This is a genomic window from Streptomyces sp. AC550_RSS872 (assembly GCF_019049285.1).
In the GTDB taxonomy this organism is placed as follows: Bacteria; Actinomycetota; Actinomycetes; order Streptomycetales; family Streptomycetaceae; genus Streptomyces.
The window spans coordinates 283,636-309,206 of sequence record NZ_JAGMUL010000014.1; the positions used below are offsets into that span (position 1 = coordinate 283,636).

The 25,571-nt window shown below is 69.9% G+C and carries 28 protein-coding genes, 1 pseudogene and 1 riboswitch; of the genes and pseudogenes, 18 read left to right on the top strand and 11 right to left on the bottom strand.

Going from position 1 to position 25,571, the window contains the following annotated elements; all coding sequences use genetic code 11:
* Positions 1–185 precede the first annotated feature (185 nt).
* A complete protein-coding gene (locus tag KUM44_RS06230; RefSeq protein WP_217206723.1) occupies positions 186–497 on the top strand; it encodes an NIPSNAP family protein in 312 nt (103 codons plus the stop codon).
* Positions 433–636, top strand: a pseudogene (locus tag KUM44_RS47510) (hypothetical protein); the annotation flags it as partial. The gene KUM44_RS06230 and the pseudogene KUM44_RS47510, both read left to right, overlap by 65 nt.
* A gap of 151 nt (positions 637–787) precedes the next feature.
* Here the strand turns inward: KUM44_RS47510 and KUM44_RS06235 are convergent.
* Complete coding sequence (locus KUM44_RS06235; RefSeq protein WP_217206724.1) at positions 788–2,191, bottom strand: serine hydrolase; 1,404 nt, start codon at positions 2,189–2,191, stop codon at positions 788–790.
* Positions 2,192–2,497: 306 nt separating this feature from the next.
* Here KUM44_RS06235 and KUM44_RS06240 point away from each other — a divergent pair, with 306 nt between their 5' ends.
* The 3 genes from KUM44_RS06240 (at position 2,498) to KUM44_RS06250 (ending at position 4,851) form a co-directional block, all read left to right on the top strand.
* Positions 2,498–3,151 carry an HD domain-containing protein gene (locus KUM44_RS06240; RefSeq protein ID WP_217206725.1) on the top strand — a complete coding sequence of 218 codons (654 nt, stop codon included), beginning with the start codon at positions 2,498–2,500 and terminating at the stop codon, positions 3,149–3,151.
* A 27-nt stretch (positions 3,152–3,178) separates the two neighbouring features.
* Positions 3,179–4,267, top strand: coding sequence for a GNAT family N-acetyltransferase (locus KUM44_RS06245; protein ID WP_217206726.1), 1,089 nt, complete (start codon positions 3,179–3,181; stop codon positions 4,265–4,267).
* A 110-nt stretch (positions 4,268–4,377) separates the two neighbouring features.
* Positions 4,378–4,851: a carboxymuconolactone decarboxylase family protein gene (locus tag KUM44_RS06250; RefSeq protein WP_217206727.1), complete on the top strand. Its 474-nt coding sequence runs from the start codon at positions 4,378–4,380 to the stop codon at positions 4,849–4,851.
* Between the two features lie 68 nt (positions 4,852–4,919).
* On the opposite strand, the gene KUM44_RS06255 is transcribed toward KUM44_RS06250, so the two are convergent.
* Positions 4,920–5,189, bottom strand: coding sequence for a DUF4031 domain-containing protein (locus KUM44_RS06255; RefSeq protein ID WP_217206728.1), 270 nt, complete (start codon positions 5,187–5,189; stop codon positions 4,920–4,922).
* Positions 5,190–5,191: 2 nt separating this feature from the next.
* Positions 5,192–5,590, bottom strand: coding sequence for a hypothetical protein (locus KUM44_RS06260; RefSeq protein ID WP_217206772.1), 399 nt, complete (start codon positions 5,588–5,590; stop codon positions 5,192–5,194).
* Positions 5,591–5,655: 65 nt separating this feature from the next.
* Between KUM44_RS06260 and KUM44_RS06265 the strand changes: the two genes are divergently transcribed.
* From KUM44_RS06265 to KUM44_RS06280, 4 genes are all read left to right on the top strand, one after another.
* The gene (locus KUM44_RS06265; RefSeq protein ID WP_217206729.1) at positions 5,656–6,570 is read left to right on the top strand and encodes a MurR/RpiR family transcriptional regulator; all 915 of its coding nucleotides are present in this window, start codon (positions 5,656–5,658) and stop codon (positions 6,568–6,570) included.
* A 157-nt stretch (positions 6,571–6,727) separates the two neighbouring features.
* Positions 6,728–7,660: an N-acetylmuramic acid 6-phosphate etherase gene (gene murQ / locus KUM44_RS06270; protein ID WP_217206730.1), complete on the top strand. Its 933-nt coding sequence runs from the start codon at positions 6,728–6,730 to the stop codon at positions 7,658–7,660.
* Between the two features lie 40 nt (positions 7,661–7,700).
* Positions 7,701–8,552 carry an aldo/keto reductase gene (locus KUM44_RS06275; protein WP_217206731.1) on the top strand — a complete coding sequence of 284 codons (852 nt, stop codon included), beginning with the start codon at positions 7,701–7,703 and terminating at the stop codon, positions 8,550–8,552.
* 92 nt (positions 8,553–8,644) lie between these two features.
* Complete coding sequence (locus KUM44_RS06280; RefSeq protein ID WP_217206732.1) at positions 8,645–9,451, top strand: hypothetical protein; 807 nt, start codon at positions 8,645–8,647, stop codon at positions 9,449–9,451.
* A 93-nt stretch (positions 9,452–9,544) separates the two neighbouring features.
* Here KUM44_RS06280 and KUM44_RS06285 read toward each other — a convergent pair whose 3' ends face one another.
* Positions 9,545–9,937 carry a hypothetical protein gene (locus tag KUM44_RS06285; protein ID WP_217206733.1) on the bottom strand — a complete coding sequence of 131 codons (393 nt, stop codon included), beginning with the start codon at positions 9,935–9,937 and terminating at the stop codon, positions 9,545–9,547.
* Between the two features lie 115 nt (positions 9,938–10,052).
* Here KUM44_RS06285 and KUM44_RS06290 point away from each other — a divergent pair, with 115 nt between their 5' ends.
* From KUM44_RS06290 to KUM44_RS06300, 3 genes are read left to right on the top strand one after another with little or no spacing between them, the layout of a single operon-like run.
* Positions 10,053–10,892, top strand: coding sequence for a helix-turn-helix transcriptional regulator (locus KUM44_RS06290; protein ID WP_217206734.1), 840 nt, complete (start codon positions 10,053–10,055; stop codon positions 10,890–10,892).
* Complete coding sequence (locus KUM44_RS06295; protein ID WP_217206735.1) at positions 10,876–11,079, top strand: DUF397 domain-containing protein; 204 nt, start codon at positions 10,876–10,878, stop codon at positions 11,077–11,079. The genes KUM44_RS06290 and KUM44_RS06295 overlap by 17 nt, the downstream gene beginning before the upstream one ends.
* Before the next feature lie 26 nt (positions 11,080–11,105).
* Positions 11,106–11,654, top strand: a complete 549-nt coding sequence (locus KUM44_RS06300) for a DinB family protein (RefSeq protein WP_217206736.1) — start codon at positions 11,106–11,108, stop codon at positions 11,652–11,654.
* Between the two features lie 3 nt (positions 11,655–11,657).
* Here the strand turns inward: KUM44_RS06300 and KUM44_RS06305 are convergent, their stop codons facing one another.
* Positions 11,658–12,317: a class I SAM-dependent methyltransferase gene (locus KUM44_RS06305; protein WP_217206737.1), complete on the bottom strand. Its 660-nt coding sequence runs from the start codon at positions 12,315–12,317 to the stop codon at positions 11,658–11,660.
* 120 nt (positions 12,318–12,437) lie between these two features.
* On the opposite strand from KUM44_RS06305, the gene KUM44_RS06310 reads away from it, so the two are divergent.
* The 4 genes from KUM44_RS06310 to KUM44_RS06325 all read left to right on the top strand — a co-directional run bounded on the left by KUM44_RS06310 (position 12,438) and on the right by KUM44_RS06325 (position 15,926).
* Positions 12,438–13,409, top strand: coding sequence for an ankyrin repeat domain-containing protein (locus KUM44_RS06310; RefSeq protein WP_217206738.1), 972 nt, complete (start codon positions 12,438–12,440; stop codon positions 13,407–13,409).
* 221 nt (positions 13,410–13,630) lie between these two features.
* Positions 13,631–14,512, top strand: a complete 882-nt coding sequence (locus tag KUM44_RS06315; RefSeq protein WP_254389081.1) for a hypothetical protein — start codon at positions 13,631–13,633, stop codon at positions 14,510–14,512.
* Between the two features lie 59 nt (positions 14,513–14,571).
* Complete coding sequence (locus tag KUM44_RS06320) at positions 14,572–15,252, top strand: Uma2 family endonuclease (RefSeq protein WP_254389082.1); 681 nt, start codon at positions 14,572–14,574, stop codon at positions 15,250–15,252.
* A 104-nt stretch (positions 15,253–15,356) separates the two neighbouring features.
* The gene (locus tag KUM44_RS06325; RefSeq protein WP_217206739.1) at positions 15,357–15,926 is read left to right on the top strand and encodes a hypothetical protein; all 570 of its coding nucleotides are present in this window, start codon (positions 15,357–15,359) and stop codon (positions 15,924–15,926) included.
* A gap of 6 nt (positions 15,927–15,932) precedes the next feature.
* On the opposite strand, the gene KUM44_RS06330 is transcribed toward KUM44_RS06325, so the two are convergent.
* The 5 genes from KUM44_RS06330 to thrC all read right to left on the bottom strand — a co-directional run bounded on the left by KUM44_RS06330 (position 15,933) and on the right by thrC (position 21,616).
* Complete coding sequence (locus KUM44_RS06330) at positions 15,933–17,060, bottom strand: NADH:flavin oxidoreductase (protein WP_217206740.1); 1,128 nt, start codon at positions 17,058–17,060, stop codon at positions 15,933–15,935.
* A 239-nt stretch (positions 17,061–17,299) separates the two neighbouring features.
* On the bottom strand, positions 17,300–18,922 hold the full coding sequence (groL, locus tag KUM44_RS06335; RefSeq protein WP_217206741.1) for a chaperonin GroEL: 1,623 nt from the start codon (positions 18,920–18,922) through the stop codon (positions 17,300–17,302).
* Positions 18,923–19,288: 366 nt separating this feature from the next.
* Positions 19,289–19,495: a cold-shock protein gene (locus tag KUM44_RS06340; protein WP_007493268.1), complete on the bottom strand. Its 207-nt coding sequence runs from the start codon at positions 19,493–19,495 to the stop codon at positions 19,289–19,291.
* Between the two features lie 451 nt (positions 19,496–19,946).
* The gene (locus tag KUM44_RS06345; RefSeq protein ID WP_055625113.1) at positions 19,947–20,222 is read right to left on the bottom strand and encodes a MoaD/ThiS family protein; all 276 of its coding nucleotides are present in this window, start codon (positions 20,220–20,222) and stop codon (positions 19,947–19,949) included.
* A 95-nt stretch (positions 20,223–20,317) separates the two neighbouring features.
* Positions 20,318–21,616 (bottom strand): threonine synthase, encoded by a 1,299-nt coding sequence (thrC, locus tag KUM44_RS06350; protein WP_217206742.1) that lies wholly within the window; start codon positions 21,614–21,616, stop codon positions 20,318–20,320.
* 18 nt (positions 21,617–21,634) lie between these two features.
* Positions 21,635–21,773, bottom strand: a riboswitch (SAM riboswitch).
* Positions 21,774–21,909: 136 nt separating this feature from the next.
* Here thrC and KUM44_RS06355 point away from each other — a divergent pair.
* Together KUM44_RS06355 and KUM44_RS06360 are read left to right on the top strand one after the other, a co-directional pair.
* Complete coding sequence (locus KUM44_RS06355; RefSeq protein WP_217206743.1) at positions 21,910–22,854, top strand: glucosyl-3-phosphoglycerate synthase; 945 nt, start codon at positions 21,910–21,912, stop codon at positions 22,852–22,854.
* Between the two features lie 62 nt (positions 22,855–22,916).
* Entirely contained in the window at positions 22,917–24,470 is a 1,554-nt protein-coding gene (locus tag KUM44_RS06360; RefSeq protein ID WP_217206744.1) for a trehalose-6-phosphate synthase, read from the top strand.
* Here the strand turns inward: KUM44_RS06360 and otsB are convergent.
* Entirely contained in the window at positions 24,458–25,300 is an 843-nt protein-coding gene (gene otsB, locus KUM44_RS06365) for a trehalose-phosphatase (RefSeq protein ID WP_217206745.1), read from the bottom strand. The genes KUM44_RS06360 and otsB overlap by 13 nt on opposite strands.
* Positions 25,301–25,571 lie beyond the last annotated feature (271 nt).

A 25,571-nucleotide genomic window follows, 5' to 3' on the forward strand; every position in this document is an offset into this window, starting at 1 on the left:
CCGAGCCCCCGTCACCCGAAGATGTTCAGTCCCCCCCGCCTCCATCCCACCAGCTCATACGGGGCCCCTCGACCGGCCGCCCCGCATACAGCCGTACGCGCGTCCCCGCGTCCCCGATGCACCGCGCCGGCGGCCGCGAAGCCGCCGCTCCCGGGTCAGCCAAGCGAGCCCGGCATCATGAAGACATGATCACTGTTCATCTGAAGTACGAGATCGACGCCGACAAGCTCGAGGACTTCGAGGAGTACGGCCGCCGCTGGGTCCGGCTCGTCAACCGTTTCGGCGGGACGCACCACGGCTACTTCCTGCCGAGTGAGGGCGACAGCGACATCGCGTACGCGCTCTTCTCGTTTCCCAGTCTGGCCGCGTACGAGCAGTACCGCACGGACATCAGGTCCGACCGCGAGTGCCAGGACGCGTTCGAGCTGGCCCGTGACACCCGCTGCATCAAGCGGTACGAGCGCCGCTTCCTGCGACCGCTCGACGGCGTGTCCTAGGGCACAGCCCGGCCCCACCGACGATCCGGTCGGCGCGGCCATGCAGCGGATTCACGTACTGCGGGAACACCGGGGCGCCTGCCCTCTGGCGGCGGTGCGCCTGTGCGGGCTGAGCGCCCGAGAGGCCATGGTCGTCAACCTCGGCGTCGGGCAGGCCGCCCACTACGGCCGGCACGAGCCCCAGCCCGTCGCCGAACCCCTGGTCCCCCGATGGCGGCGTGCCGAGCGACTGAGGGTTGATCGCCGACCGTCCACCCCCGCGGCCCATTCCGTAGGAGCTCGGTATCTCGTCAGGCATGCGGGCGTCGGCCGTACCCGAATTCACCACCACTGGCAGGAAGACCACGCGGGGCGAGCAGACGCTGGGGCAACTGCGACGCACCGGGCAACCGCGAGACGCCGGGGGCCCGCTCGGCCGGGGCACCGCTCAGCGCTTCGTCCATGTATCCGAACAGTGCGTCACCGATCGGGTCCGGCAGCGGCTTACCGTCATCGCCGAACCGCTCGTACTTCATCAGGTTGTAGCCGATCGCGGCCTGGCGGCGCCCGTCCTCCGTGGAAAGCGCCCAGGTCCCAGCCCCGAACACGCCACCGCTGTGGCCCCAGTACCAGCCGCCGCTGGGCATCTTGAGGGTGAACAGGCCAAGGCCGTACCGCATCGCGACCTCCTGTCCCGCCTCAGGCTCGTACGCGGGAACCGTCGTCTCCATCTCCCGCAGCTCCGCCGCGCCGAGCAGCTTCCCGCCCAGGAGCCGGCGGTAGAAGTCGTTGAGGTCGTTCGTCGTGGAGACCATCGCACCGGCTGTCCCGGCCCAGGACATGTCGTAGACGCTGTAGTCCCGCGCCGGTTCTATGGCGCCGTAGAACGACTCGTACATCTTGGCGTGCGGTCCTGGGATGCGGGCGGAGCGCGGGAAGTACGTGTGCCGCAGTCCAGCCTTGCGGATGACGTTCTTGGTGATGTACGACTCCGGGTCCTGGCCCGTGACCTTTTTCAACAGCAGCCCGGCGATGATGTAGTTGGTGTTCGCGTACGCGTGCTTGCCGCGCGGCGCCGACGGCTCGGCCGCCAGGCCGAGGCGGACCAGCTCCTCGGGGGCCGGCTTGCGGAACTGCCCCTCGTCCAGGGCCTGTTCCGGGTCGTCCACCAGCTTGGGGAAGGCGGGCAGTATGTAGTCCGCGATGCCGCTCGTGTGGTTGAGCAGCATCCGCACCGTCACCTTCCGGCCCTGCTCGCCCGGCACCAGCTCCGGAAGGTAGTCGCCGATCGGGGCGTCCAGGTCGATCCGGCCCTTGGCCACCTGCTGGAGGACGGCCACCGAGGTGAAGGTCTTGGTGATGCTGCCGATTCGGTGCTCGTAGTCGGGGCGCATCGGCCGTCCGGTGTCGATGTCGGCGACGCCGACCGCCCCCCGCCACCGCTCGGAGCCGTCCCTGACCGATGAATAGGCCCCGTACATCCCCGCCTTGTGGAACGCCTCGAGCGAGGCGCGCAACGCCTTCCGATCGAGGCTGAACGTGGTAGAGGCGGCGGATGTGGTGGCGGATGTGGTGGTGGAGACGGAGGCCGGTGGCGAAGCGGTTGCCCCGGCCGGAAACGCACCGACCACGAGGGACAAAATGCCCGCCGATGCCGCGGCGGCCAGACGCGCTCTCCGGCGGTCGGGGCGGGTGCTCGGGTGAGTGTTGCGCATGGGCGGATCCCGTCTCATCAGATGTACATGACAGATGCCTCCATCCTCTGCGCCCCACATCGGCCATCCGTCCACCCTCGGAACGACCTTGTTCACAGGAAGAGTTGACATTTGTCAGGTTCCGGCCCTGGCGACGGGCCATGGGCACTCCGCACAGCAGACGTCGCCCGCACCCCCCTCAGGAGCACGGGACTGTGCCGATATGCGGCTCCACCCCGCGGGCGCGACCAGCCACAACCGACCCGCACCCCGCCACGCCCCCTCACCACCCCACCCCTACCGCCCCACACCCCGGACAATGACCCCATGACCGACCCCACTGCCCCCGACACCCTCCGCCCCCGCTTCACCCAAGCCCTCAACGCCGCCCGCTCCCCCGCCATCACCCCCGACCCGACCCCGTACGCCGACAACCTCCTCACCCGCTGGCAGGAACCACACCGCCGCTACCACACGCTCACCCACCTCACCACCGTCCTGGACCACATCGACGAGTTGGCCGACCACGCCGACAACCCGGACGTCGTACGCCTCGCCGCCTGGTTCCACGACGCCGTCTACCTCCCCGACCGCTCAGAGAACGAAGAACGCTCCGCCCGCCTCGCCGAACGCGCCCTCCCCGAAGCCGGCGTCCCCGCGGACCGCACCGCCGAGGTGGCCCGCCTGGTCCGCCTGACCACCACCCACGCCCCCGCCCCCGACGACCGCGACGGGCAGGTCCTCTGCGACGCCGACCTCGCGATCCTCGCCGCGCCGCCCTCCGCGTACGCCGCGTACACGGCCGCCGTCCGCGAGGAGTACCACTTCGTGCCGAACGACGCCTTCCGCGAGGGAAGGGCCGCGATCCTGCGTCAACTCCTCGACCTGCCAGGCCTGTTCAGCACGCCGTACGGAAAGGAGAAGTGGGAGGCCACGGCCCGCTACAACCTCTCCTCCGAGCTGGAAATGCTGTCGCTCTGACCAGCCCGCCGCCGTAGCCTGCACGGCATGCGAGACATAAGCGGGGAACGGGTACAGCAGGCCGTCGAAAGCTCCGCGGCACTGTTGCGAACGGTGGCGGACCGGGACTGGACGGCCGTCAAGGCCGGGCGGACGGACTGGGACTGCCGCGGCACCGCGCACCATGTCGCCGACGACCTCATCGCCTACGCCGCCAACCTGGCCGGACGTGCGCAGGAGAAGTACGTCCCCTTCGACCTCGCCCTGGACGACGACACCGACAACGCGGATCTGATCCACGTCATCGAGACCACCGGCGCCATCCTCACCGCCACCATCCGCACCACACCCCCCGAGGTACGGGCCTTCCACCCGTACCCCTTCCGCAGCGCGAACCGCGAGGGCTTCGCCGCGATGGGCGTCGCCGAGGTCATCCTCCACACCCACGACATGGCCGAGGGGCTCGGCGTCGCCTACGAACCCCCCGCCGCACTCCCCGAGTTCGTCCTCACCCGGATCTTCCCGCACGTCCGGCCCGGCCCCGACCACTGGCGCACCCTGCTCTGGGCCACCGGCCGCGGCGACCTGCCCGGCCGGGCGCCGGTCACCGAATGGCGCTGGAACAACAACCTCGTCATCCCCGCCGAGCGCCTCACCCTCCAGGGCGTCACCCCCGCATCCGCCGCCGATCTGAGCGCGGGCGGCGACGGCGGGTTCACCTGGATCGTGGGCGGCCCCTACGAGGGGACGCGGGAGGCGGCCGGCATGGTGCTGAAGGCCCGCGAGGCGGGCGTACACCGGCCCGAGTTCGGCCTGTTCGTCCTCGTACGACAGGAGGACGGCCTCGCGGTCGGCGGCATGGGCTTCCACGGCGTCCCCGACGAGGAGGGCCGGGCGGAGGTCGGCTACGACCTGGTCGAGGGTGCCCGCGGCCGCGGCTACGCGAGCGAGGCCCTGACCGCACTGTCGGAGTGGGCCATGGCCAGGGACGACGTCCGCCTCCTCTGCGCCACCGTCGAGCCCGGCAACCTCCCGTCGCAGGGCGTCGCCACCCGCGCAGGTTACGTACGGGCGGCACAGGAAGAACAGGACATGGACGGGGCGCAGCTCTTCATCCGCAGAGGCACGCGAAGCTGAAGGCGGCTGCACCCCTCAGAGGTGACCCAGGTCACATCCACCCATGTCACATCCCGCCGAGCCGTTCCGTCATATCTGTGTACGCGACGACAACGGCAAGGGAGTTGGCCATGAACGCCCGTCTGAACCTCTTCGAGAACCCGATCGCCGGCAAGGTCACCAAGCACTTCGCCGCGGCCGGCAAGGCCGTGCACGACTCGCCGCTGCCGGTCAGCACTCAGCACCTTGTGACGCTCCGCGCCAGCCAGATCAACGGCTGCGGCTTCTGCACCGACATGCACAGCAAGGACGCGGTGGCCGCCGGCGAGGACTGGCTGCGCCTCAACCTGGTCGCGGCCTGGCGGGAGGCCACCTGCTTCACCGAGGCCGAGCGCGCCGCCCTGGAACTCACCGAGCAGGGCACCCGCATCGCGGACGGGGCCGGCGGGGTCCCGGACGAGATCTGGGAGAACGCCGCCAAGCACTACGACGAGGAACAGCTCGCCGCCCTGGTGATCCTGATCGCGATGATCAACACCTACAACCGGCTGAACGTCATGATCCAGCAGCCCGCGGGCAGCTACCAGCCGGGACAGTTCGCCTAGGCCCTGTCCAGGGCCTGTTCACCCGAGCCGAGGGGCGCCGGGCCGTCGGAACCGAGGGGACGCGGGCGTCAACCGTGCGCCCGCCCCTTCGGCCTCCGCAACCCCGCCCCCAGCAGCAACCGCACCACCTCACGACTGCTGACCTCCACCGCCCCGGCCCGCACCACGTCGGCGTAGCGATGGGACGGGATGTCGTAGTGATCCCGCTCGAAGGCGCGCCGTGGCACGCCCAACTGGTCGGCGAACGCGTGCAGTTCGTCGTACGACACGTCGCTCACGAGGTGGGACCACATCCGGCCGTGCCCCGGCCAGGTCGGGGGGTCTATGTAGATCGCCACGGTCACGCGCTCCCCGACGAGGACGGCGTCCCGCCCGGCCCCGCCGACCCCAGCTCTCCCACCGCCGCGACCTTCACACCCGCCTGATGGCACACCCAGTGCGGGTCGGGGCCGAGCTCCGGCTCGACCTCCAGCGCATGCGGATCGCCGGAGCCGCACACCGGGCACAACGGCCAGCGCCCGTACCGGTCCAGCAGCGAGTCCTGTACGTCCTGTGCGACCAGCCCGGCCACGTACTCCACGCCGTCCGGCCACTGCTCCACCCACCAGCGCCGCTGTACGACCGCCTCCTCGACCAGCGACACGACGTCCGCCTCGGCGACCTCGCCCGCGACCAGGTCGGCGAGCACGAGGGCTCGGGCCGTGTGCAGCGACTGCTCCAGGGGACTGAGCGGACTGATGGGTTCCATGCAACCTATTGTGCGCACTCTTGACCACGACTCGGTGGTGAAAATACCTTTCAAGGGTGACCCGTGACGTGAAGGAAACTTTCGCCGGACGGGTGGGCGCGGCCCCCGCACCCGCCGCCCTCGCCGCCAAGGTGCGCACGCTCGCCCCGTCGATGACCCGCTCCATGCAGCGCGTCGCCGAAGCGGTCGCGCAGGACCCGGCGGGCTGCGCGGCCCTCACGGTCACCGGCCTCGCCGAACTCACCGGCACCAGCGAGGCCACCGTCGTCCGCACCGCCCGCCTCCTCGGCTACCCCGGCTACCGCGACCTGCGCCTCGCCCTCGCCGGCCTCGCCGCCCAGCAGCAGTCGGGCCGCGCGCCCGCCATCACGACCGACATCGCCGTGGACGACCCGATCGCCGACGTCGTCGCCAAGCTCGCCTACGACGAACAGCAGACCCTCGCCGACACGGCCGCCGGCCTCGACACGGCCCAGCTCGGAGCGGCCGTGTCGGCCGCCGCCGCGGCGCGCCGTATCGACGTGTACGGCGTCGGCGCGAGCGGGCTGGTCGCGCAGGACCTCACGCAGAAGCTGCTGCGGATAGGGCTCATAGCCCACGCGCACAGCGATCCGCATCTCGCCGTGACGAACGCGGTGCAGTTGCGGGCGGGTGACGTGGCCATCGCCATCACCCACTCCGGGTCGACCGGTGACGTCATCGAGCCGTTGCGGGTGGCCTTCGAGCATGGGGCCACGACGGTTGCCATCACCGGGCGACCGGACGGGGCGGTCACTCAGTACGCCGATCACATTCTTACGACGTCGACGGCTCGGGAGAGTGAACTGCGGCCCGCGGCCATGTCGTCCCGTACGAGTCAGTTGCTTGTCGTGGACTGTTTGTTCGTGGGGGTGGCTCAGCGGACGTATGACACTGCGGCGCCTGCGCTGGCGGCGTCGTATGAAGCCCTTGCGCATCGTCACCGTCGATAGACCGTAGGCCCAACGGTTGTGGGTTGTCCGCGGGCCGGACGTGGCTGGTCGCGCCGGTCGCGCCGGTCGCGCCCACGCGGCGGTAGCCGCAAATTCAACACAGTCCCGCGCCCCTTGGGGCAGACAGCAGACCGGAATTGGAAAGAGCCGCCCCCTCATGACCTCCACCTCCGACCCCCGTGACCTCCGCTCCGAGTTGGACTCCCTCACCACCGAAGCCTTCCGCCCCGAGCTCGCCGAGATCGACCGACTCCCCACCCTCGACATCGCCCGGCTCATGAACGGCGAGGACGCGGCCGTGCCCGGGGCCGTAGCCCCGTGCCTCCCCGAGATCGCCGCCGCCATCGATGCCACCGCCGACCGGATGGGACAGGGCGGGCGACTCGTCTACGCCGGTGCCGGCACCGCCGGTCGCCTCGGCGTGCTCGACGCGTCCGAGTGTCCGCCCACCTTCAACACCGCCCCCTCCCAGGTCATCGGGCTCATCGCGGGCGGCCCGGAGGCCATGGTCACCTCGGTCGAAGGGGCCGAGGACTCCAAGGAGCTGGCCCGCGCCGATCTCGACGCGCTCGCGATCGGTTCCCTCGACACGGTGGTCGGCATCTCGGCCTCCGGGCGGACGCCGTACGCGATCGGAGCCGTCGAACATGCCCGTGCGCAGGGCGCGTTGACGATCGGCCTGGCCTGCAATCCGGGCAGTGCCCTCGCGACGGCCGCCGACCACGGCATCGAGATCGTCGTCGGTCCGGAGCTGCTGACCGGCTCGACCCGGCTGAAGGCCGGCACCGCGCAGAAGCTGGTCCTCAACATGCTGTCGACGATCACGATGATCCGGCTCGGCAAGACCTACGGGAACCTGATGGTCGACGTCCGCGCCTCCAACGACAAGCTGCGGGCCCGCTCCCGCCGTATCGTCGCGCTCGCCACGGGCGCGGAGGAAACGGACATCGAGCGGGCCCTGACCGAGGCGGGCGGTGAGGTGAAGACCGCGATCCTGGTCCTGCTGGCGGACGTGGACGGCGCCACGGCCACCGGTCTCCTGGAGGAGTCGGGCGGCCACCTGCGGGCCGCGCTGGCGTCGGCCACCTGACCGCGCCCTGTCCGGCCAACTCCCCTGTTAGCGTGACCACATGACGGCACCGACGACCTTCCGCATCGGCGGCGACCTGGAAGTACGACGGCTCGGCTTCGGGGCCATGCGGCTGCGGCCCGACCCCGACGAGAAGGCCCACGCCGCCCACCTCGCGGTCGCCCGGCGAGCCGTCGAACTCGGCGTCACTCTGATCGACACGGCCCACCTGTACGGCTGGGGAGCGAACGAGGAACTCCTCGCCGAGGCCCTGCACCCATACCCCGACGACCTCGTGATCGCCACGAAGGTCGGTATCCGCCACACCACAGCGGGCGAGGGCTGGCGGCACGCGGGCGACCCCGCTGATCTCCGCGTCCAGGTCGACGAGGCCCTGCGCCGTCTCCGCCTCGACCGCGTCGAGCTGCTCCAGCTCCACCGCCTCGACCCCGCCGTCCCGATCCCCGACCAGGTCGGCGCCCTCCGCGACCTGCGCGACGAGGGCAAGGTGGGCCGGATCGGTCTGTCCGAGGTGACGGCCGCCGAGCTCGCCGAGGCGCAGGCCGTCGTCGAGATCGCGAGCGTCCAGAACCGCTACAGCCTTCTCGACCGCGAGCACGAGCCCGTACTCAGGGCCTGCGAGGCGGCGGGGGTCGCGTTCCTTCCGTGGCGGCCGGTGGCGGCGGGACAGTCGGGGGCACGGGCCGAGATCGCCGCGGTGGCGAAGGAGGCCGACGCGACCCCGACCCAGGTCGTCCTGGCCTGGCTGCTCGCCCACTCTCCGGTGATCGTCCCGATCCCGGGCACGACGAGCATCGCGCACCTGGAGGAGAACGTCGGGGCGAACGCCGTACGCCTCACCCAGGAGCAGTACGACCGCCTGAGCCGCGTCGCCGCCACAGAAGCCCCGTAGCTCGCACAACCCTGCCCCGGTCACGTTGGTCTTGTGTGCGTGAACCCTGCGCCGCAACCGGGCGCAGGGCGTTGAGCACGGGAGAAGCACCAATGTCAGCCACCGCCATGCGTCGTACCGTCCTGGCCGCCTCCGCGGTCTCCCTCGCACTTCTGGTCACCGCCTGCGGTGGCGGCGAGCAGGGTGGTGAGGACAAGGAGGCAGCGAAGGGCGGCACCAAGTCCGAGAAGCCCGCGGCGAAGACGCTCACCGCCGCCGAGCTGGAGAAGCTCGTGGTCGCCAAGGGCGATGTCGAGGGCCACCAGATCACGAAGCCGGGGAAGGCGGACGTCTTCGCGCCCGGTTCCGTGTCCGTCGACAAGGCCGAGTGCGATGCCGTCGGACAGGTGCTGTCGGCCCTTCCGGCGGGCAAGCCGGCGGCGACCGTCCAGCGCCTCGTGGTCCAGGAGTCCGCGGCGTCCAAGAAGGGCATGCCCTCCATGGAGGAACTCGCCGAGATGACGGAGAAGGAGGCCGAGCAGGCGACGCTCGACTCGCTCGACATCACCAAGACGATGACCTCCCTCTGGTCCTACGACGCCGACGGCGCCGAGCAGACCCTCACCACGCTGCGGGAGGCCGGCAAGAAGTGCGCCGGGGGCTTCACCATGACGGTCGCCGGTGAGAAGCAGCAGGTCACGAAGGTCACCGAGGAGAAGGTCGCGGCCGGCGAGGACGCCGTCGCCTGGACGGTGGGCACGAAGCAGGACGGCAGCGCGGGCGAGACCAAGGTCGTCGTCCTCCGTCAGGGCAGCACGCTCGCGGGCTTCTCGTCCTTCAACATCGCGGCGGTCACCCGGGGTGAGGCGTTCGAGCAGCCGACGGCCGTCATCGACGCCCAGGCGACCAAGCTCGGCTGAACCACGGCCCCTTGACGAGAACCGGGTGGGAAGGTCTGGCCTCAACACGCCCTTCCCACCCGGCTCCACCCGGCTCCCACCAGGCGTCTCGGCTCAACAACGCATCCTCCCCTCCCGGTTGACGCCCCGGACCTGCTCCCGCAACACCTCCCCGCGCGGCGCCACCTCCACCGCGTCCGGCGGACAGTCCCACTCCCGCCCGCCCCCGACGGGCCGCAACTGCACCTTGCCGCCCACGTGCCCCCTGACCTCGCCGATACGCCCGTCCCGCGCATCCACGGCATGACTGCCGACGGCCGGCCGCTCCCCGCGCACCACGGAGGCCAGCTTCTCGGCGACACGGACGTTGCAGCGCCCGAGGTCGACGAGCGGGAACGGCTCGTCACTGGCGCCGGTCACCGGGTCCACGCACAGCGACGGCAACACGACACCGGCGCCCACGAGGGCCTCCCGCAAAGACGCCACCACTTCTTCGGTCGACGGCACACTTGCCTCCCATGTCCACACAGAGTTTGCGATTCACAACACAGCGTGGCGGGCACCGCTCTAGCCTGGCCATACGGGAGACACCAACATCTCCGATGTTCGACCTGGAGCTGCCATGCCGGGACCCAAGGACCTCGACCCATCGTCATCGCCCCGCGCGCTGCTGGGCGCGGAATTACGTCACGCCCGCGAAAGAAAGGGCCTCAGCCAGGAGTCGCTGGGCCTGAAGCTGTTCGTCAGCGGCACGTTCGTGGGGCAACTGGAGGCCGGGACGCGGCGCTTGCGGCCGGATATGGCGCCGCTGGTGGATGAGGTGCTGGGCACGAACGGGTTCTTCGAGCGGAACTGCGAGGCGGCCAACAAGTCCCGGTATCCGGAGCACTTCGCGGAGGCGGCGGAGGCGGAGGCGACAGCCACGGAGATCAGGGAGTACGCACCGCTCCTCATCCCCGGGCTGGTCCAGACACCCGAGTATGCACGGGCCGTGAACCGCGCGTACGCCCCGACGGCACCCGAGGAGACGATCGACGAGTGGGTGGAGGGCCGGATGGCTCGGACCCGTCTACTCCACAACCCAACAACCCCTTTGTTGTGGGTGGTCCTTGACGAGGCCGCGCTGCGTCGGGAGACCGGCGGGCGGGCGGTGATGGCGCAGGCCCTGCGCCATGTAGCCGGTCTGGCCCGCCGTAGCCGGGTCATCGTGCAGGTTCTGCCGTTCAGTGCGGGAGCGCATATGGCGATGGAGGGATCGCTGAAGCTGATGGACTTCGATGACGCCCCACCGTTGGTCTACTTCGAGGGTGTCCGCGTCGGACGGCTGGAAGACGACCCGGCCATCGTCGCCCAGCTGAAGCTGACGTTCGAACTCCTCGCGGCCTCCGCGCTCTCGCCGCAGAAGTCCCTGGCCCTCATTGAGGCGATGGCGCAGGATTACGACCATGAGGAACATCTCTGAGCACGACCTGAGCACGGCCACCTGGACCAAGTCCAGCTACAGCGGCGGCGGTGGCGGCAACTGCCTCGAAGTCACCCCGGATTTCCCCGCCCTCGTCCCCGTCCGCGACTCCAAGAACCCCCACGGCCCGAAGCTCATCTTCCGAGCATCGGCTTGGGCGGCCTTCGTCGAAGCGGTCAGGATCTGACCTAGTTGCCTCCTAGCGTGGCCGTCATGACTGAGACCACGCACAACAACGCCACCGCCACCATCGTCTCCGACGAGCGCAGCGACCTGCTGGAGGCACTCGCCAAGCAGCGCCACTTCCTGCGCTTCACCACGCGGGACCTCACCGACGAGCAGGCAGGGCAGCGGACCACCGTCAGTGAGCTGTGTCTCGGCGGCCTGATCAAGCACGTCACGTCGGTGGAACGGCACTGGGTCGAGTTCATCCAGCACGGCCCGTCGGCGATGCCCGACTTCACCGCGCTGACGGAAGCAGACTGGGCCGCGCGAGCCGACGAGTTCCGGATGCTGCCCGGCGAGACGCTGGCCGGCGTACTGGCGGCGTACGAGGAAGTGGCCCGCGAGACCGACGAGTTGGTCACCACCCTGCCCGACCTGAACGTCACCCATCCGCTGCCCAAGGCCCCGTGGAACGAGCCCGGGGCTCGGATGTCGGCCCGCAGGGTGCTGATGCACATCGTCGCCGAGACGGCCCAGCACTCCGGCCACGCCGACATCATCCGCGAGGCCCTGGACGGCGCGAAGAGCATGGGCTGAGCGTCAGCCACGCCAGACGAGCGTGTACCGCCAGAACAACCGCCGCCGCAGCCGTACGCCGGGAAGGACGCGCCGGGCTTCACCGGCGATGTCACCGAACGGGATGACCGCGGGTCGGGTCACCGCGGTCATGGAGACGGGCCGGACCACCGTGCGCCGCCCCCGGTTCTTGACGAGCCCCATGAGCAGGTTGAGCGGGATCGAGACGAAGCCGAGCACGTGGTCGACGAACCCCTCGTCACGGGCCAGCCCGACCACCACCAGGGTTCCGCCGGGGGCGAGTTGCCGTCGCAGGCAGGCCAGGGTCTCGCCGAGCGGCAGGTGATGGAGTACGGCGACGCAGGCGATGACGTCGTACGGCCCCTCGGGAATCCCGCCCGGAGCGTCGGCGACGGTGAAGGTGACGGGAGCGCCGGGCGGGGTCGACTCCCGCGCCCGCCCGACGATCCCGGCATCGGAGTCGATACCGACAACCCCCTTGTCCGCTCGGGCGGCCAGCAGCCGGACAAGATCCCCCGTGCCGCTACCGACATCCAGCGCGGTCCCGAACCGGCGGGGCAACTGCCGCAGGATCCACCGGTGATAGTGGGCGTTGTGGTCCCAGGGACGGGCGGCATTGAACTGTTCGAGCGCCTTCAGCAGGCGCGGCGGCAGGATCGTCATGGCGTCAGTCCACCAGAGGGGATCCTGGCCGTGTTCCGGGCGGAGGGTGCGGCGCCGCCGTTGTCAGTGCGGTCTGCGATGGTGTGAGCACGGGAGATCGACGGACTGGTGGGGGCACGGATGACGGGTGGGGACGCCGACGGCTGGGCGGGCATGGACCATTGGGACTGGAATGACCACGAGGACGTGAGGCGGCGCCTCGACGCGGGAGCCGATCCGGAGAGGTGGGGCGCCGGAGGCTCGCGGCCCCTGCACCGGGCGGCGGTGTTCGGCTCACCCGAGGTCGTTGCGGAACTGGCCCGGCGCGTGGCCGACGTGGACGCGCTGGAGGACGGGGCCACGGCACTGTGGGAGGCGGTGGTGGCGGGCCGTTCCGAGAACGCGCGCGCACTGGCCGCCGCCGGAGCCGACCCGGGGTGGATCGGGTACGGCGACTGGACGCCGGGGCGGTTGAGCCTCGCCGGGCCGGAGCCCCATCTGTTCCCCCTGGCCGAGGACCAGCCCCGTCTGACGGAGGCGGAGCGCGCCGTGGCGGAGGAAGGCCGCCGGCTCATCGCGGCCCTCGGCGACATCTACTACGACGGCCTGGGGCTGGCATGCGTGGCCGGGATCGATGCCGAGGAGGCGATACGCCGCCTGGAGGCGACACCGGCCGACGCCGAGCTGACGGCCGAGCTGCTGGAGGACCCGTACGCCTACGACCCGGACGAGACCCTGCGGATCATCGGCGTGACGACCGTGCCGGGCGGCTGTGTCGTCACCCAGCCGTGGGGATACGGCCCTTCGATGCCCGGCGTACACACCCGCCTGTCCGCAGGCACCGTCTCCTACGGTCTGTACGCCAACCCCAAGAGCGGCAACCAGGGCAGCATCCACCGCGACGGCGTCTGCGAGGGCTGGGACCTGCACCCGGGCGGCGGCCCGGACGCGGAGGAGGGTCCGGCGGATGTCCTGTTCTCGTACGTCTACTGCTACCAAGCGGTGGCGTACTCGCTCGCGTACGCCGGTCTGCGCCCGACCGACGCCCGAGCGGTCATCGGCCCACCGGACCACTGGGTCGAACTGCCGGACCGCGACTACTGGGCGACCTGAACGCCCTCCCGAAGCTCAAGCGGCCAGCCCCGAGCCCTCTTTGCAAGGAATGGTTGGAGGGCCTCAACCCACCCTCCCACCCTGCGAGTTGACTTGGAGCGTTCGGCTTGCCACGCACAGTGATGGTCGTCTAGCGTGCCCGCATAACGAACAGCCCCCGCCAGGTGCTACCAACACCTGCGGGGGCTTGACCTACGAGATCGAAGAGGAAGTTCGATCCCATGGCTAGTGCCAAGTTTAGTGCTGCCTCCCTGCCCGCGCACGCGACCCCGCACCCGATGGCCAATCCGGGTTACGGGAAACGGTCGGCACCCGACCAACACCCCCGCACGAACCACGACTTCGCCGCCCTCCCGCCCCGCGAAGCCGCCATCGCCGCCTACATCGACCGTCTCCCCGACGGTGCCGACATCTCCGTAAAGACGCTGGCCAAGCAGCTCCCGTACGGACAGTGCGCCCTCCGCACGGCCCTCAACAACCTGCAACGGGCAGGGCACTTGCGCCGGGGACGGGAACACCTGACCTCCTCTTCCGGTACCGCGCTCTGGATCACCCGATCGTGGTTCTCCCGTACGGCGCGCGACGACACGTGGTGGGCGGCGTTCACGAGGGGCGACGTACCGAAGGAACCCCCACCGGACGGCCCACCCCGCCAGACCCGCTCCCGCGCCCACATCCTGCTGGCCGCCCTCGGCCGCGACGCCCCCGCGCTGTCGCTGTCGGCCGCCGAGTGCGCGATGCTCGCGCCGCTGGTCGCCGAGTGGTACGCGCGAGGCGCCACCGACACGGACGTACAACGCGCCCTGACGAACGGCCTCCCGACCCCGGTCCACCACCCGGCCGCCCTGATCCGCTCCCGCCTCACCACCAAACTCCCCCCGGAACCCGCCCGGGCCCGCCCACCCCTCCGCATCCTGGAGTGCGCGAAGTGCGGAGTACCGGGCCGCCCGGAGGCCCTTCCCGGCGGCATCTGCGGCGCATGCCGGGGCGAACGCGCCCCCGACGGCTACCCGGCGCCCCTGCAAGCCTCCGCAATCCACGCCCATGCGGCAGAGATCCGTGCCGCAATGTCCCAACGACGACGAGAAAGGACACCCGCATGACGGCTCCTACGGTCCGCCGACACCACTCCGGTGCACGATGGGAGAAAGGAGGCGACGCCATGACCCCTGACACCGCTGAACGCCCGCAGATGTCGGTCGAGGACTTCGACGAACTCGTCCGCAGGGCTCCGAAGGAGCTGCGTAACAGGCTGGAGTTCCTCGGCGGAAGGCTCTGCATCCGGCACGGCCCGCTTGACGTCGACGAATTCGAGGAGCTGGCCGCCGCAGCTCCGGAAACCGTGCGGCTCGAGTACGTCAACGGAAGGGTAGTAGTCAAGGCCATGCCGGACGGCAATCACGGCGAGATCTTCATGTGGCTCGTGCGCCAATGCATGCAGCAACGGCCCGAGCTGAATCTGATGCCCGAGCGGGGCGTCAAGGCCGAGGCGTACCGCAAGGGCCGCGCCCGTACGGACGGGTTCCTGGCACCGGTAGGCCACTTCAAGGGTCATGGCGAGTGGTCGGAATCCGACGGCGCCCTCATGGCCGTAGAGATCACCTCCCACGACCGGGACACCAACCAACGCGACCGCATCGACAAGCCCGTCGGCTACGCAGGGGCCGAGATTCCCGTCTACCTCCTCATCGACCGCGACATCGACACCATCACGGTGTACTGCGAGCCCAAGGACGGCCGCTATCTACAGGCCTCGTCCTACCCGTGGGGGACCATCGTCGAGTTGCCCGCCCCTGTCGGCATCACCTTGAACACCGAGGAACTCAAGGACTACGCCGACTGACACCCGACGATCTCATGACCCAGTTGGAGGCAGAGGTTCTCCATGTGCATGCTGAAGGTGGGCCGCAGCACTGACCAGGCCCTCGCGAAGCCCCGGAGCCTCCCATGAACCACGCCCAGCTGACCGCCCTCGGCCGAGCCCTCCGCCTCCTCGGCGAACACGGCGAGTCCCTCACCGCCGACACCCCGGACGCGAGGCTCCACGAGGTCAGGTCCGACCTCCGCCGCGCCCTTGACCTCCTCGACGAGAGCGTCACCGGCGCCGCCCCCACCACCCGCTGCCCCGAGCACCCGAACGGCCCGGTCGACGAGAACGCCCACGACCTCTGCCTGCTCTGCGAGACCCGTCGCCGGGCAGCCCGTCGCGCCGAGTACAACGGCGGTCCCGTACCCCCGCACACCGCCGGGACCGCCCCCTCCCGCTACGGCGTCCGAGGCGACCGCCCCCAGCCCCAGCAGCGCTGGCTGCCGGAGCTGTGGAACGGGCAGGAGTGGCAGCTGTGCGGGACGCCGCGCCGCGACCGCCGCGAGGCCGAGCTGTATCTCGCCGCCCAGCGCCGCGGCCCGCGTCCCGCCATGGCGTACCGGCTCGTGCACGAGTTCACCGACTACGAGGTGCTGCGCGTGTGGGGCACACCGGTGAAGGTCGACATCGAGCCGATGGGCAATCTGTAGCCGACGTCAGCTCAGGGTCTTCAGCGAGGCCGCGTCGTACGCCGCCAGCTCGCCGAAGCGGCCCTGAAGCACCTTCGCGGCCCACTCCGGGTCCTGTAGCAGCGCCCGGCCGACGGCGACGAAGTCGAACTCCTCGGCCTCAAGGCGGTCCAGGAGGTCGTCGATGCCCTTGACCTCGGAGCCCTCGCCGACGAACGCGCCGAGGAACTCGCCGTCCAGGCCGACCGAGCCGACGGTGATGGTGGGCTTGCCGGTCAGCTTCTTCGTCCAGCCGGCGAGGTTGAGGTCGGAACCGTCGAACTCCGGGAGCCAGTAGCGGCGGGTGGAGGCGTGGAAGGCGTCGACGCCGGCCGCGGCGAGCGGTGCGAGGATGGCGTCCAGCTCCTCCGGGGTCTCGGCGATCCGGGCGTCGTAGGCCTCCTGCTTCCACTGCGAGTAGCGGAAGATGACAGGGAAGTCCGGGGAGACCTTCTCGCGTACGGCGGCCACGATCTCCGCGCCGAACTTGGTACGGGCGACCGGGTCACCCCCGTACGCGTCCGTGCGGCGATTCGTCCCCTCCCACAGGAACTGGTCGACGAGGTAGCCGTGGGCGCCATGGATCTCCACGCCGTCGAAGCCGATGCGTTCGGCGTCCGCGGCGGCCTCGGCGAAGGCGCCGATGACGTCGTCCAGGTCGCGGCGGGTCATGGCCTTGCCGGTGGCCTCGTCGGCACCGATCCGCAGCCCGGACGGACCGACGGCCGGGGCGTCGGCGAAGGGCGGCTGCCCCTGCTTGCGCACCATGCCGATGTGCCACAGCTGCGGCACGATGGTCCCGCCCGCCGCGTGCACACCCTCGGCGACCTTCGCCCACCCGTCCAGCTGCTCCTCCCCGTGGAACCGAGGCACCCGGTCACTCTGCCCGGCCGACTCATGCCCGACGTACGTCCCCTCGGTGACGATCAGACCGACGCCGGCCGCGGCGCGGCGCGCGTAGTACGACACCACGTCCTCGCCGGGGACGCCGCCCGGGGAGAACATGCGCGTCATCGGCGCCATCACGATGCGGTTCGGAACGGTGAGGCCGTTGATCGAGGTCGGCCGGGACAGGACTTGGGCCGCGCGGGAGGCGGCGGACTCGGTGACGGTCACGGGGAGGGCTCCTTGGAAGGGGACTGCTTATACCGTTCGGTATGTGCGCACGCATTGTTGCATTGCATTAAGCAACGGTGGATGTGAGGCTACGCATTCCCAAGGAGGAGAATCGGTTTGCGGGCGGCTGCCGCACCCGCACCCGCCAAAACACCAAGGGCGGCACCCCCTGTCGCAACAGGAGATACCGCCCTCGACAAGGACGTTGATCAACCGGGGGCCCAGGCCCCCGACGCCGATCAGAAGTCCATGTCACCGCCCGGCATACCGCCACCGGCAGGCGCGGCGGCCTTCTCCGGCTTGTCGGCGATGACGGCCTCGGTGGTGAGGAACAGCGCGGCGATCGACGCGGCGTTCTGAAGCGCGGAACGCGTCACCTTCGCCGGGTCGATGATGCCCTCGGCGACGAGGTCGACGTACTCACCGGTCGCGGCGTTGAGGCCGTGACCCGGGGTGAGGTTGCGGACCTTCTCCACCACGACGCCGCCCTCAAGGCCGGCGTTCACGGCGATCTGCTTCAGCGGAGCCTCAAGCGCGAGCTTGACCGCAGCGGCGCCGGTCGCCTCGTCACCCTCGAGCTCCAGCTTCTCGAAGACACCGGAGGCCTGGAGCAGGGCCACGCCGCCACCGGCGACGATGCCCTCCTCGACGGCCGCCTTGGCGTTGCGCACGGCGTCCTCGATGCGGTGCTTGCGCTCCTTGAGCTCGACCTCGGTCGCGGCACCGGCCTTGATGACGGCCACGCCGCCCGCGAGCTTCGCCAGGCGCTCCTGGAGCTTCTCGCGGTCGTAGTCCGAGTCGCTGTTCTCGATCTCGGCGCGGATCTGGTTCACACGACCCGCGACCTGGTCCGAGGAGCCGGCACCGTCGACGATGGTGGTCTCGTCCTTGGTGATGACGACCTTGCGGGCCTTGCCCAGGAGGTCCAGGGAGGTGTTCTCGAGCTTGAGACCGACCTCCTCGGAGATGACCTCGCCACCGGTGAGGATGGCGATGTCGTTCAGCATCGCCTTGCGGCGGTCACCGAAGCCCGGGGCCTTGACGGCGACGGACTTGAAGGTGCCGCGGATCTTGTTGACGACCAGGGTCGACAGGGCCTCGCCCTCGACGTCCTCGGCGATGATCAGCAGCGGCTTGCCCGACTGCATGACCTTCTCCAGCAGCGGGAGCAGGTCCTTGACCGCGGAGATCTTGGAGTTGGCGATCAGGATGTACGGGTCGTCGAGGACGGCCTCCATACGCTCCATGTCGGTGGCGAAGTACGCCGAGATGTAGCCCTTGTCGAAGCGCATACCCTCGGTGAGCTCCAGCTCCAGACCGAAGGTCTGGGACTCCTCGACGGTGATGACGCCTTCCTTGCCGACCTTGTCCATCGCCTCGGCGATGAGCTCGCCGATCTGGGTGTCGGCGGCGGAGATGGAGGCCGTGGAGGCGATCTGCTCCTTGGTCTCGACGTCCTTGGCCTGCTCGAGCAGGGCGGCGGAGACGGCCTCGACGGCCTTCTCGATACCGCGCTTGAGGGCCATCGGGTTGGCGCCGGCGGCTACGTTGCGCAGGCCTTCCTTGACCAGGGCCTGGGCGAGAACGGTCGCGGTGGTCGTACCGTCACCGGCGACGTCGTCCGTCTTCTTGGCGACTTCCTTGACCAGCTCGGCGCCGATCTTCTCGTACGGGTCCTCGAGCTCGATCTCCTTGGCGATGGAGACACCATCGTTGGTGATCGTGGGGGCGCCCCACTTCTTCTCGAGGACGACGTTGCGGCCCTTGGGGCCGAGCGTCACCTTCACGGCGTCCGCGAGCTGGTTCATGCCGCGCTCGAGGCCGCGCCGCGCCTCCTCGTCGAACGCGATGATCTTGGCCATGTGAAGTGGTCCCTCCAGGACTGGGGGTGATTCCTTCGGACCGCGCCCGCGCCCGCGACGGACGGCTCGCCTGCCTCGTGGTTCCTTGCCCCACCCGGCCTGCGGGCCTCACCGACCCGGTCCTTCTTTGTCACTCTCACCTTCAGAGTGCTAACGCAATGATTAGCACTCGACCCATGCGAGTGCAAGCGGCTCTCGGGGATCGGGCGGGGCGCTCCGCGGGGCGCGAACAGGCCCGGGCACGGGTTTGGACGCGATGCAGGGGTGTCGGTATCGGTATCGCCGGGGGCATGACGAAGGGCCCGCACCCCGGGAGGTGCGGGCCCTTCGAAGAAGAACGTCGCTGCTGTTAAGTCGACGCGTGCTTCAGCCGGTCGCCAGACGGACCATGTCCGCCTGCGGCCCCTTCTGGCCCTGCGAGATCTCGAAATCGACCCGCTGGCCCTCTTCCAGGGTGCGGTACCCGTCCATCTGGATCGCGCTGTAGTGGACGAATACATCCGCACCACCGTCGACCGCGATGAAGCCGTACCCCTTCTCCGCGTTGAACCACTTGACGGTGCCCTGAGCCATGCCTAACTCCCCTATTACTGGCCCTTGCACAGATCCACACTTCGCGGATCCGGGTCAGACCTCACCCCCCATCGGTCGGGGGCGTGCGCCGGAACGCGTCGACCGCGGCTGAATGTATCTGCCCAACTGCCGTCTGCAACAGGTCAATCGGACGAGAAATCCAGGCACGACCGGTCGGGAATGTGGGGACAATTCCGCTGACTTCAGGTCAAGTCGGACCCGGCAAACGGAACAAAAGCCGCAAAAAACCCGCACACTTTGGCTACTTCTTGTCGGGCTCGCGGTGGAAATAAAGGGGCGCCGACCCTTGGAACGGCGGCATGTTCCCCAACTGTACCTCGCTCAACCACACAGAATTGCCCCCTCCGCTTCTCTCACGGAGGGGGCAATTCGATGAACTCTCGGTGACCGGGGTTACCGAAGGTAATGATCGGTCATTCGGTCAGCCCGGTCAGCCGCCGGCGACGGCCGGAATGATGGAGACACCGGCACCGTCGGGGGTGGCCGTCTCCAGCCCCTGCTCGAAACGGACGTCGTCGTCATTGACGTAGACATTGACGAACCGACGCAGCTTGCCCTGGTCGTCCAGCACCCGGGCGGCGATCCCGGTGTGGTTCTTCTCCAGGTCACTGATGACCTCGGCGAGGGTGGCGCCTTCGGCGGCGACCTCGGCCTGCCCGCCGGTGTAGGTACGCAGGATGGTGGGGATGCGGACGGTGACGCTCACTTTGTGACCTCCGGTCAGGTAGTCGCCTTTAAGGGGCGCGGGGAACTGCGCGACCAGCCCCCACCGGCCCGCAGACGAAATCGTGGGGACAGGCCCTAGACGAGACCCGCCTCACGGAACGACTCAAGGTTGGGACGAATGGTCGCAGTCAGGCCAGTACCAGCCACCGCATCCAGCGTCTTGAGCCCATCGCCGGTGTTCAGGACGACGGTCGTCTTGGTGGGGTCGAGGACCCCGTCCTCGATCAGCTTCTTCGTGACGCCCACCGTCACACCACCCGCGGTCTCCGCGAAAATGCCCTCGGTCCTGGCAAGGACCTTGATCGCGTCGACGACCTGCTCATCGGTCACGTCCTCCACCGCACCCCCGGTACGACGGGCGATGTCCAGCACGTACGGACCGTCCGCCGGGTTGCCGATCGCCAGCGACTTGGCGATGGTGTTCGGCTTCTGCGGCCGTACGACGTCGTGCCCCGCCTTGAAGGCCACCGACACCGGCGAGCACCCCTCGGCCTGCGCGCCGAAGATCTTGTACGGCTTGTCCTCGACGAGCCCGAGCTTGATCAGCTCCTGAAGACCCTTGTCGATCTTCGTGAGCTGCGAGCCGGAGGCGATCGGCACGACCAGCTGGTCCGGCAGCTGCCAGCCGAGCTGCTCGCAGATCTCGTACGCCAGTGTCTTGGAGCCCTCGGCGTAGTACGGCCGCAGGTTGACGTTGACGAAGCCCCAGCCCTCGCCGGCCGGGTCGCCGATCAGCTCGGAGCAGAAACGGTTCACGTCGTCGTAGTTGCCCTCGATGCCGACGAGCTCGCCGCCGTAGATGGCGGCCATGACGACCTTGCCCTGCTCCAGGTCGTGCGGGATGAACACGCAGGAGCGGAAGCCGGCGCGGGCGGCCGCGGCACCCACCGCACCGGCGAGGTTGCCGGTGGAGGAGCAGGAGAGGGTGGTGAAGCCGAAGGCGCGGGCGGCCTCCAGGGCCTGGGCGACGACGCGGTCCTTGAAGGAGTGCGTCGGGTTGCCGGAGTCGTCCTTGATGAACAGCTTGCCGGCGTCGACGCCGAGCTCACGGGCGAGGTTGTCGGCCTTGACGAGCTGGGTCCAGCCGGGGTTGATGTTCGGCTTGGTGGCCACGTCGGCCGGGACCGGAAGGAGCGGCGCGTAGCGCCAGATGTTCGCGGGGCCCGCTTCGATCCGCTTGCGGAGCTCCTCGGTGTCGTAGGCCGAGAAGTCGTACGCGATCTCCAGCGGGCCGAAACACTCCTCGCACGCGAAGACCGGTCCGAGGGGCACCCGGTGACCGCACTCGCGACAGGAGAGCGCTGCGGCGGGGCCGAGGTCTACCGTGGAACCGGTGGTGGAGTCGGTGGTGCTTGCAACAGTCTGCGCAGCCATGTGAGGCGAGGCCCTTTCTCCTCATCTTCCTCACGACGCATCTCGCCGTGAGACGGATTTGGCACCTTCCCTAGCCGGGAGCCTCGCGTGAACGAGACCGGCTGGAGGGTTGCCGGGGCTTCATCGGGCCGTATCCCTCTGCCCCTCTGGATGAGCGGTATGAAGTTGTGGTCGGCGGGCCGGCCAGGACATGCGATGGTCACCCGCGTTGTTCAAGACTGTAACCGACAACCAGGACAGTTGAGATAGCCGTCCGAACCGCGAGATGGATCACACGCGAAGGAGCCGCTTACGTGCTGGAAGAAGTCGAGCGCTGGCTGAGCACCCGCTCCTGGTCCGCGAGCGATCGTCCGCTCCATCAGATTCTGGCCGCCAAACAGCGTACGGGCAGGTCGGTCTCCGTCGTCCTGCCCGCGCTCGACGAGGAGGAGACGGTCGGCGACATCGTCGCGATCATCCGTCACGACCTCATGCAGCAGGTGCCGCTCGTCGACGAGATCGTCGTCGTCGACTCGGGCTCCACCGACCGCACCTCCGAGGTGGCGGCGGCGGCGGGCGCGACCGTGGTGCACCGGGACGCGATCCTCCCGCGCATCCCGGCCGTGCCCGGCAAGGGCGAGGTGCTGTGGCGCTCCCTGCTCGTCACGACCGGGGACATCGTCTGCTTCATCGACGCCGATCTGAAGGACTTCTCCTCCGACTTCGTCTCCGGCATCGTCGGCCCGCTGCTCACCGACCCCGGGATCGACCTGGTCAAGGGCATGTACGACCGTCCCCTCGGCAGCGCGGCCGGCCAGGGCGGCCGGGTCACCGAGCTGATGGCCCGCCCGCTGCTGAACATGCACTGGCCGCAGCTGGCCGGCTTCGTGCAGCCGCTCGGCGGCGAGTACGCGGCCCGCCGCTCCTTGCTGGAACAGCTCCCGTTCCCCGTCGGATACGGCGTGGAGCTGGGCATGCTGGTCGACGCCCTGCACCTGGTGGGCCTCGACGCGCTGGCCCAGGTGGACGTGGGCGTCCGCAAGCACCGCCACCAGGACGGCCAGGCGCTGGGCCGGATGTCCGCGGCGATCTACCGCACGGCCCAGCTGAGGCTGGCCCGGGGTCATCTGGTCCGCCCCTCCCTCACCCAGTTCGAGCGGGGCGAGGACGGTTTCGAGCCGCGTACGTACTCCGTGGACACGGAGGAGCGGCCGCCGATGGTGGAGATCGCGGAGTACGCGAAGAGGAAGGTCGCGTAAACGCCCCCCACTGAGGGGAACCGCACGTTTGAGCGTTTCCGGGCCGGGCTAGGTTGAGGCGTATGGCTTCCACGCAGGGTGCTGCCGAGCAGGGTGCTGCCAAGGTGCTGGTCGCGTCGAACCGCGGCCCGGTCTCGTACGAGGTGCAGGGAGACGGCTCACTGCACTCCAAGCGGGGCGGCGGCGGAGTCGTCTCCGGTCTGTCGGCGATCGGGCCGGACGCGGGCGCCCTGTGGGTGTGCTCGGCGCTGTCCGACGGCGACCGGGAGGCGGTACGGCGCGGGGTCGGCGAGGAGGGCGTGCACATGCTGCCCATCCCGGCCGACGTGCACGCGGACGCCTACAACGGCATCGCGAACTCGGTCCTCTGGTTCGTCCACCACATGCTCTACCAGACGCCGCTGGAACCGGTCTTCGACGCGGAGTTCCGGCGCCAGTGGGCGTCGTACGAGACGTACAACCGGGCCTTCGCGGCGGAACTGGCGCGGCAGGCGGCGCCGGGGGCGGCGGTACTGGTCCAGGACTACCACCTGTGCCTGGTGCCGGGGATGCTGCGCGAGCTGCGCCCGGACGTCCGGATCGGCCACTTCTCGCACACGCCGTGGGCGCCGGCGGAGTACTTCCGGATGCTGCCGGACGACATCCGGTCCCAGCTGGTGTGGGGGATGCTGGGCGCGGACCGGCTCGGGTTCCTCACCTGGCGGTGGGCGCAGGCGTTCATGGGCTGCGCCGGGGCCACGGACCCGGAGCGGATCTCCCCGTCGTGGCCGAGCGGCGCCCCGAAGTCGATCGAGCACACACCGACGGGGCGCCCGCCACTGCGTACCACCTGGATCGGCGTGCACGGCCTGGGCGCCGACGCGGAGTTCCTGCGCGCCCGCTCCCACGAGGCCGACGTGGCCGAACGCATGACCGCGCTACGGGAGGAGATCGGCACGGCACCGGACGGCACCGCCCGCAGGACGATCGTCCGCGTCGACCGCACCGAACTGTCCAAGAACATCGTGCGCGGCCTGCTGTCCTACCGGCAGCTGCTCGACGACCACCCCGAGTGGCGGGAGCGGGTGGTGCACGTGGCCTTCGCGTACCCCTCGCGGCAGGACCTCTCGGTGTACCGCGACTACACGGCCGAGGTACAGCGTCTGGCGCAGGAGATCAACTCCCGCTACGGAACGCCTGGTTGGACCCCGGTCGTCCTCCACGTCAAGGACGACTTCGCCCGCTCCCTGGCCGCGTACCGGCTGGCCGACGTGGCCCTGGTCAACCCCATCCGGGACGGCATGAACCTCGTCGCCAAGGAGGTTCCCGTCGTCTCCGACGCGGGGTGCGCGCTGGTGCTGTCACGGGAGGCCGGGGCCTTCGAGGAGCTGGGCGATGACGCGATCACGGTGAACCCGTACGACGTGATCGACACGGCGCGGGCGCTGCACGAGGCGTTGTCCATGGGACCGGAGGAGCGGGCGGAGCGGTCGAAGCGGCTGGCTGCGGCTGCGACGGCGCTTCCGCCGGCTCAGTGGTTCCTGGACCAGTTGCAGGCGCTGACGGACGAGAAGGTTGAGACGGCCGGGGCGGCCGGGGCGACCGGGGCGGCCGGCGACCCCGGTCAGCCCGCCTGAGCGGCGATCGCCGCCAGCAGCCGTACGACCCCCTCCGGGCCGTCGACCACCACATCCGCCTTCTCCGACAACTCCGTGACCTCCTCGCTGCCGCTGCACACCAGGAGGCCGGGGGTGCCGTCGGAGCGGAGTCTGTCCACGGCGGCGTAGGCCGGGAGGTCGCCGAGGTCGTCGCCGGCGTAGAGGACGGACTCGGCGCCGAGGTCGCGGACGTAGTCCAGGAGCGCCACGCCCTTGTCCATGCCGGGTGGGCGCAGTTCGAGGACCATACGTCCCGGTTCGACGATGAGGCCGTTGCGGGTGGCGAGGTCGGTCAGGGGGGCGCGGAGGGCGTCGAACGTGCCCTGGGGGTCGGGTGCGCGGCGGGTGTGCACGGCGAGGGCGTGCCCCTTGTCCTCGGTCCAGGTTCCCGTGGTGCCGATGCCGTCGAGGAGAGCGGGCAGTTCGGCGCGGATGGCCGCGATGCCGGGGTGGGGGTCGGGGGCGGTGACCTCGCCGCTGACGGCGTCCCAGCGTTCGGCGCCGTAGTGGCCGAGTACGACCAGGTGCTCCAGGCCGGGGATGTCGGCGAAGCCTCCGTAGCGCACCGCGGTTTCGGCCGGGCGGCCGGTGATCACTGCCACGGCTGCGACCTTGGGGGCGAGGGCGGCGAGTGCGGGGATGGCGTCGGGGTGGGGCCTTGCCTTCTCGGGGTCGGGGACGATCGGGGCGAGGGTGCCGTCGAAGTCCAGGGCGATGAGCGCCCGCGCGGGGTGGTCGAGGATGGCGGCGAGGCCGGCGCGGCCGGGGTGGGTGGTGGGGGTCGGGAGAGATTCCGTATGACTGCCCATGCCCCGACCCTATCCAGGCACCGAGGGTTTCCTCGCCCCCGCCGCCCCTACCCGTCCCATCCTCCTGGGGCTCCGCCCCAGACCCCGCTCCTCAAACGCCGGAGGGGCTGGATTTACCACCCGGCCTGCATCTTTCAGCCCGCCCGGCGTTCGAGGACAAGGCACCACCGCCCCAAACCCCCACCCACCCGCAGCGGGCTACACCGGGCCTGGATCCTTCAGCCCGTCCAGCGTTCGAGGACGACGCCATCACCGTCCTGCCCCCCCACCC

What these genes read in the sequence shown, in the direction of transcription:
- KUM44_RS06230 (WP_217206723.1), top strand. Translation starts at nt 186, where the DNA reads ATGATCACTGTTCATCTGAAGTACGAGATCGACGCCGACAAGCTCGAG.
- KUM44_RS06235 (WP_217206724.1), bottom strand. Translation starts at nt 2,191, where the DNA reads ATGCGCAACACTCACCCGAGCACCCGCCCCGACCGCCGGAGAGCGCGT.
- KUM44_RS06240 (WP_217206725.1), top strand. Translation starts at nt 2,498, where the DNA reads ATGACCGACCCCACTGCCCCCGACACCCTCCGCCCCCGCTTCACCCAA.
- KUM44_RS06245 (WP_217206726.1), top strand. Translation starts at nt 3,179, where the DNA reads ATGCGAGACATAAGCGGGGAACGGGTACAGCAGGCCGTCGAAAGCTCC.
- KUM44_RS06250 (WP_217206727.1), top strand. Translation starts at nt 4,378, where the DNA reads ATGAACGCCCGTCTGAACCTCTTCGAGAACCCGATCGCCGGCAAGGTC.
- murQ (WP_217206730.1), top strand. Translation starts at nt 6,728, where the DNA reads ATGACCTCCACCTCCGACCCCCGTGACCTCCGCTCCGAGTTGGACTCC.
- KUM44_RS06275 (WP_217206731.1), top strand. Translation starts at nt 7,701, where the DNA reads ATGACGGCACCGACGACCTTCCGCATCGGCGGCGACCTGGAAGTACGA.
- KUM44_RS06280 (WP_217206732.1), top strand. Translation starts at nt 8,645, where the DNA reads ATGTCAGCCACCGCCATGCGTCGTACCGTCCTGGCCGCCTCCGCGGTC.
- KUM44_RS06290 (WP_217206734.1), top strand. Translation starts at nt 10,053, where the DNA reads ATGCCGGGACCCAAGGACCTCGACCCATCGTCATCGCCCCGCGCGCTG.
- KUM44_RS06295 (WP_217206735.1), top strand. Translation starts at nt 10,876, where the DNA reads ATGAGGAACATCTCTGAGCACGACCTGAGCACGGCCACCTGGACCAAG.
- KUM44_RS06300 (WP_217206736.1), top strand. Translation starts at nt 11,106, where the DNA reads ATGACTGAGACCACGCACAACAACGCCACCGCCACCATCGTCTCCGAC.
- KUM44_RS06305 (WP_217206737.1), bottom strand. Translation starts at nt 12,317, where the DNA reads ATGACGATCCTGCCGCCGCGCCTGCTGAAGGCGCTCGAACAGTTCAAT.
- KUM44_RS06310 (WP_217206738.1), top strand. Translation starts at nt 12,438, where the DNA reads ATGACGGGTGGGGACGCCGACGGCTGGGCGGGCATGGACCATTGGGAC.
- KUM44_RS06315 (WP_254389081.1), top strand. Translation starts at nt 13,631, where the DNA reads ATGGCTAGTGCCAAGTTTAGTGCTGCCTCCCTGCCCGCGCACGCGACC.
- KUM44_RS06320 (WP_254389082.1), top strand. Translation starts at nt 14,572, where the DNA reads ATGACCCCTGACACCGCTGAACGCCCGCAGATGTCGGTCGAGGACTTC.
- KUM44_RS06325 (WP_217206739.1), top strand. Translation starts at nt 15,357, where the DNA reads ATGAACCACGCCCAGCTGACCGCCCTCGGCCGAGCCCTCCGCCTCCTC.
- groL (WP_217206741.1), bottom strand. Translation starts at nt 18,922, where the DNA reads ATGGCCAAGATCATCGCGTTCGACGAGGAGGCGCGGCGCGGCCTCGAG.
- KUM44_RS06340 (WP_007493268.1), bottom strand. Translation starts at nt 19,495, where the DNA reads ATGGCTCAGGGCACCGTCAAGTGGTTCAACGCGGAGAAGGGGTACGGC.
- thrC (WP_217206742.1), bottom strand. Translation starts at nt 21,616, where the DNA reads ATGGCTGCGCAGACTGTTGCAAGCACCACCGACTCCACCACCGGTTCC.
- KUM44_RS06360 (WP_217206744.1), top strand. Translation starts at nt 22,917, where the DNA reads ATGGCTTCCACGCAGGGTGCTGCCGAGCAGGGTGCTGCCAAGGTGCTG.
- otsB (WP_217206745.1), bottom strand. Translation starts at nt 25,300, where the DNA reads ATGGGCAGTCATACGGAATCTCTCCCGACCCCCACCACCCACCCCGGC.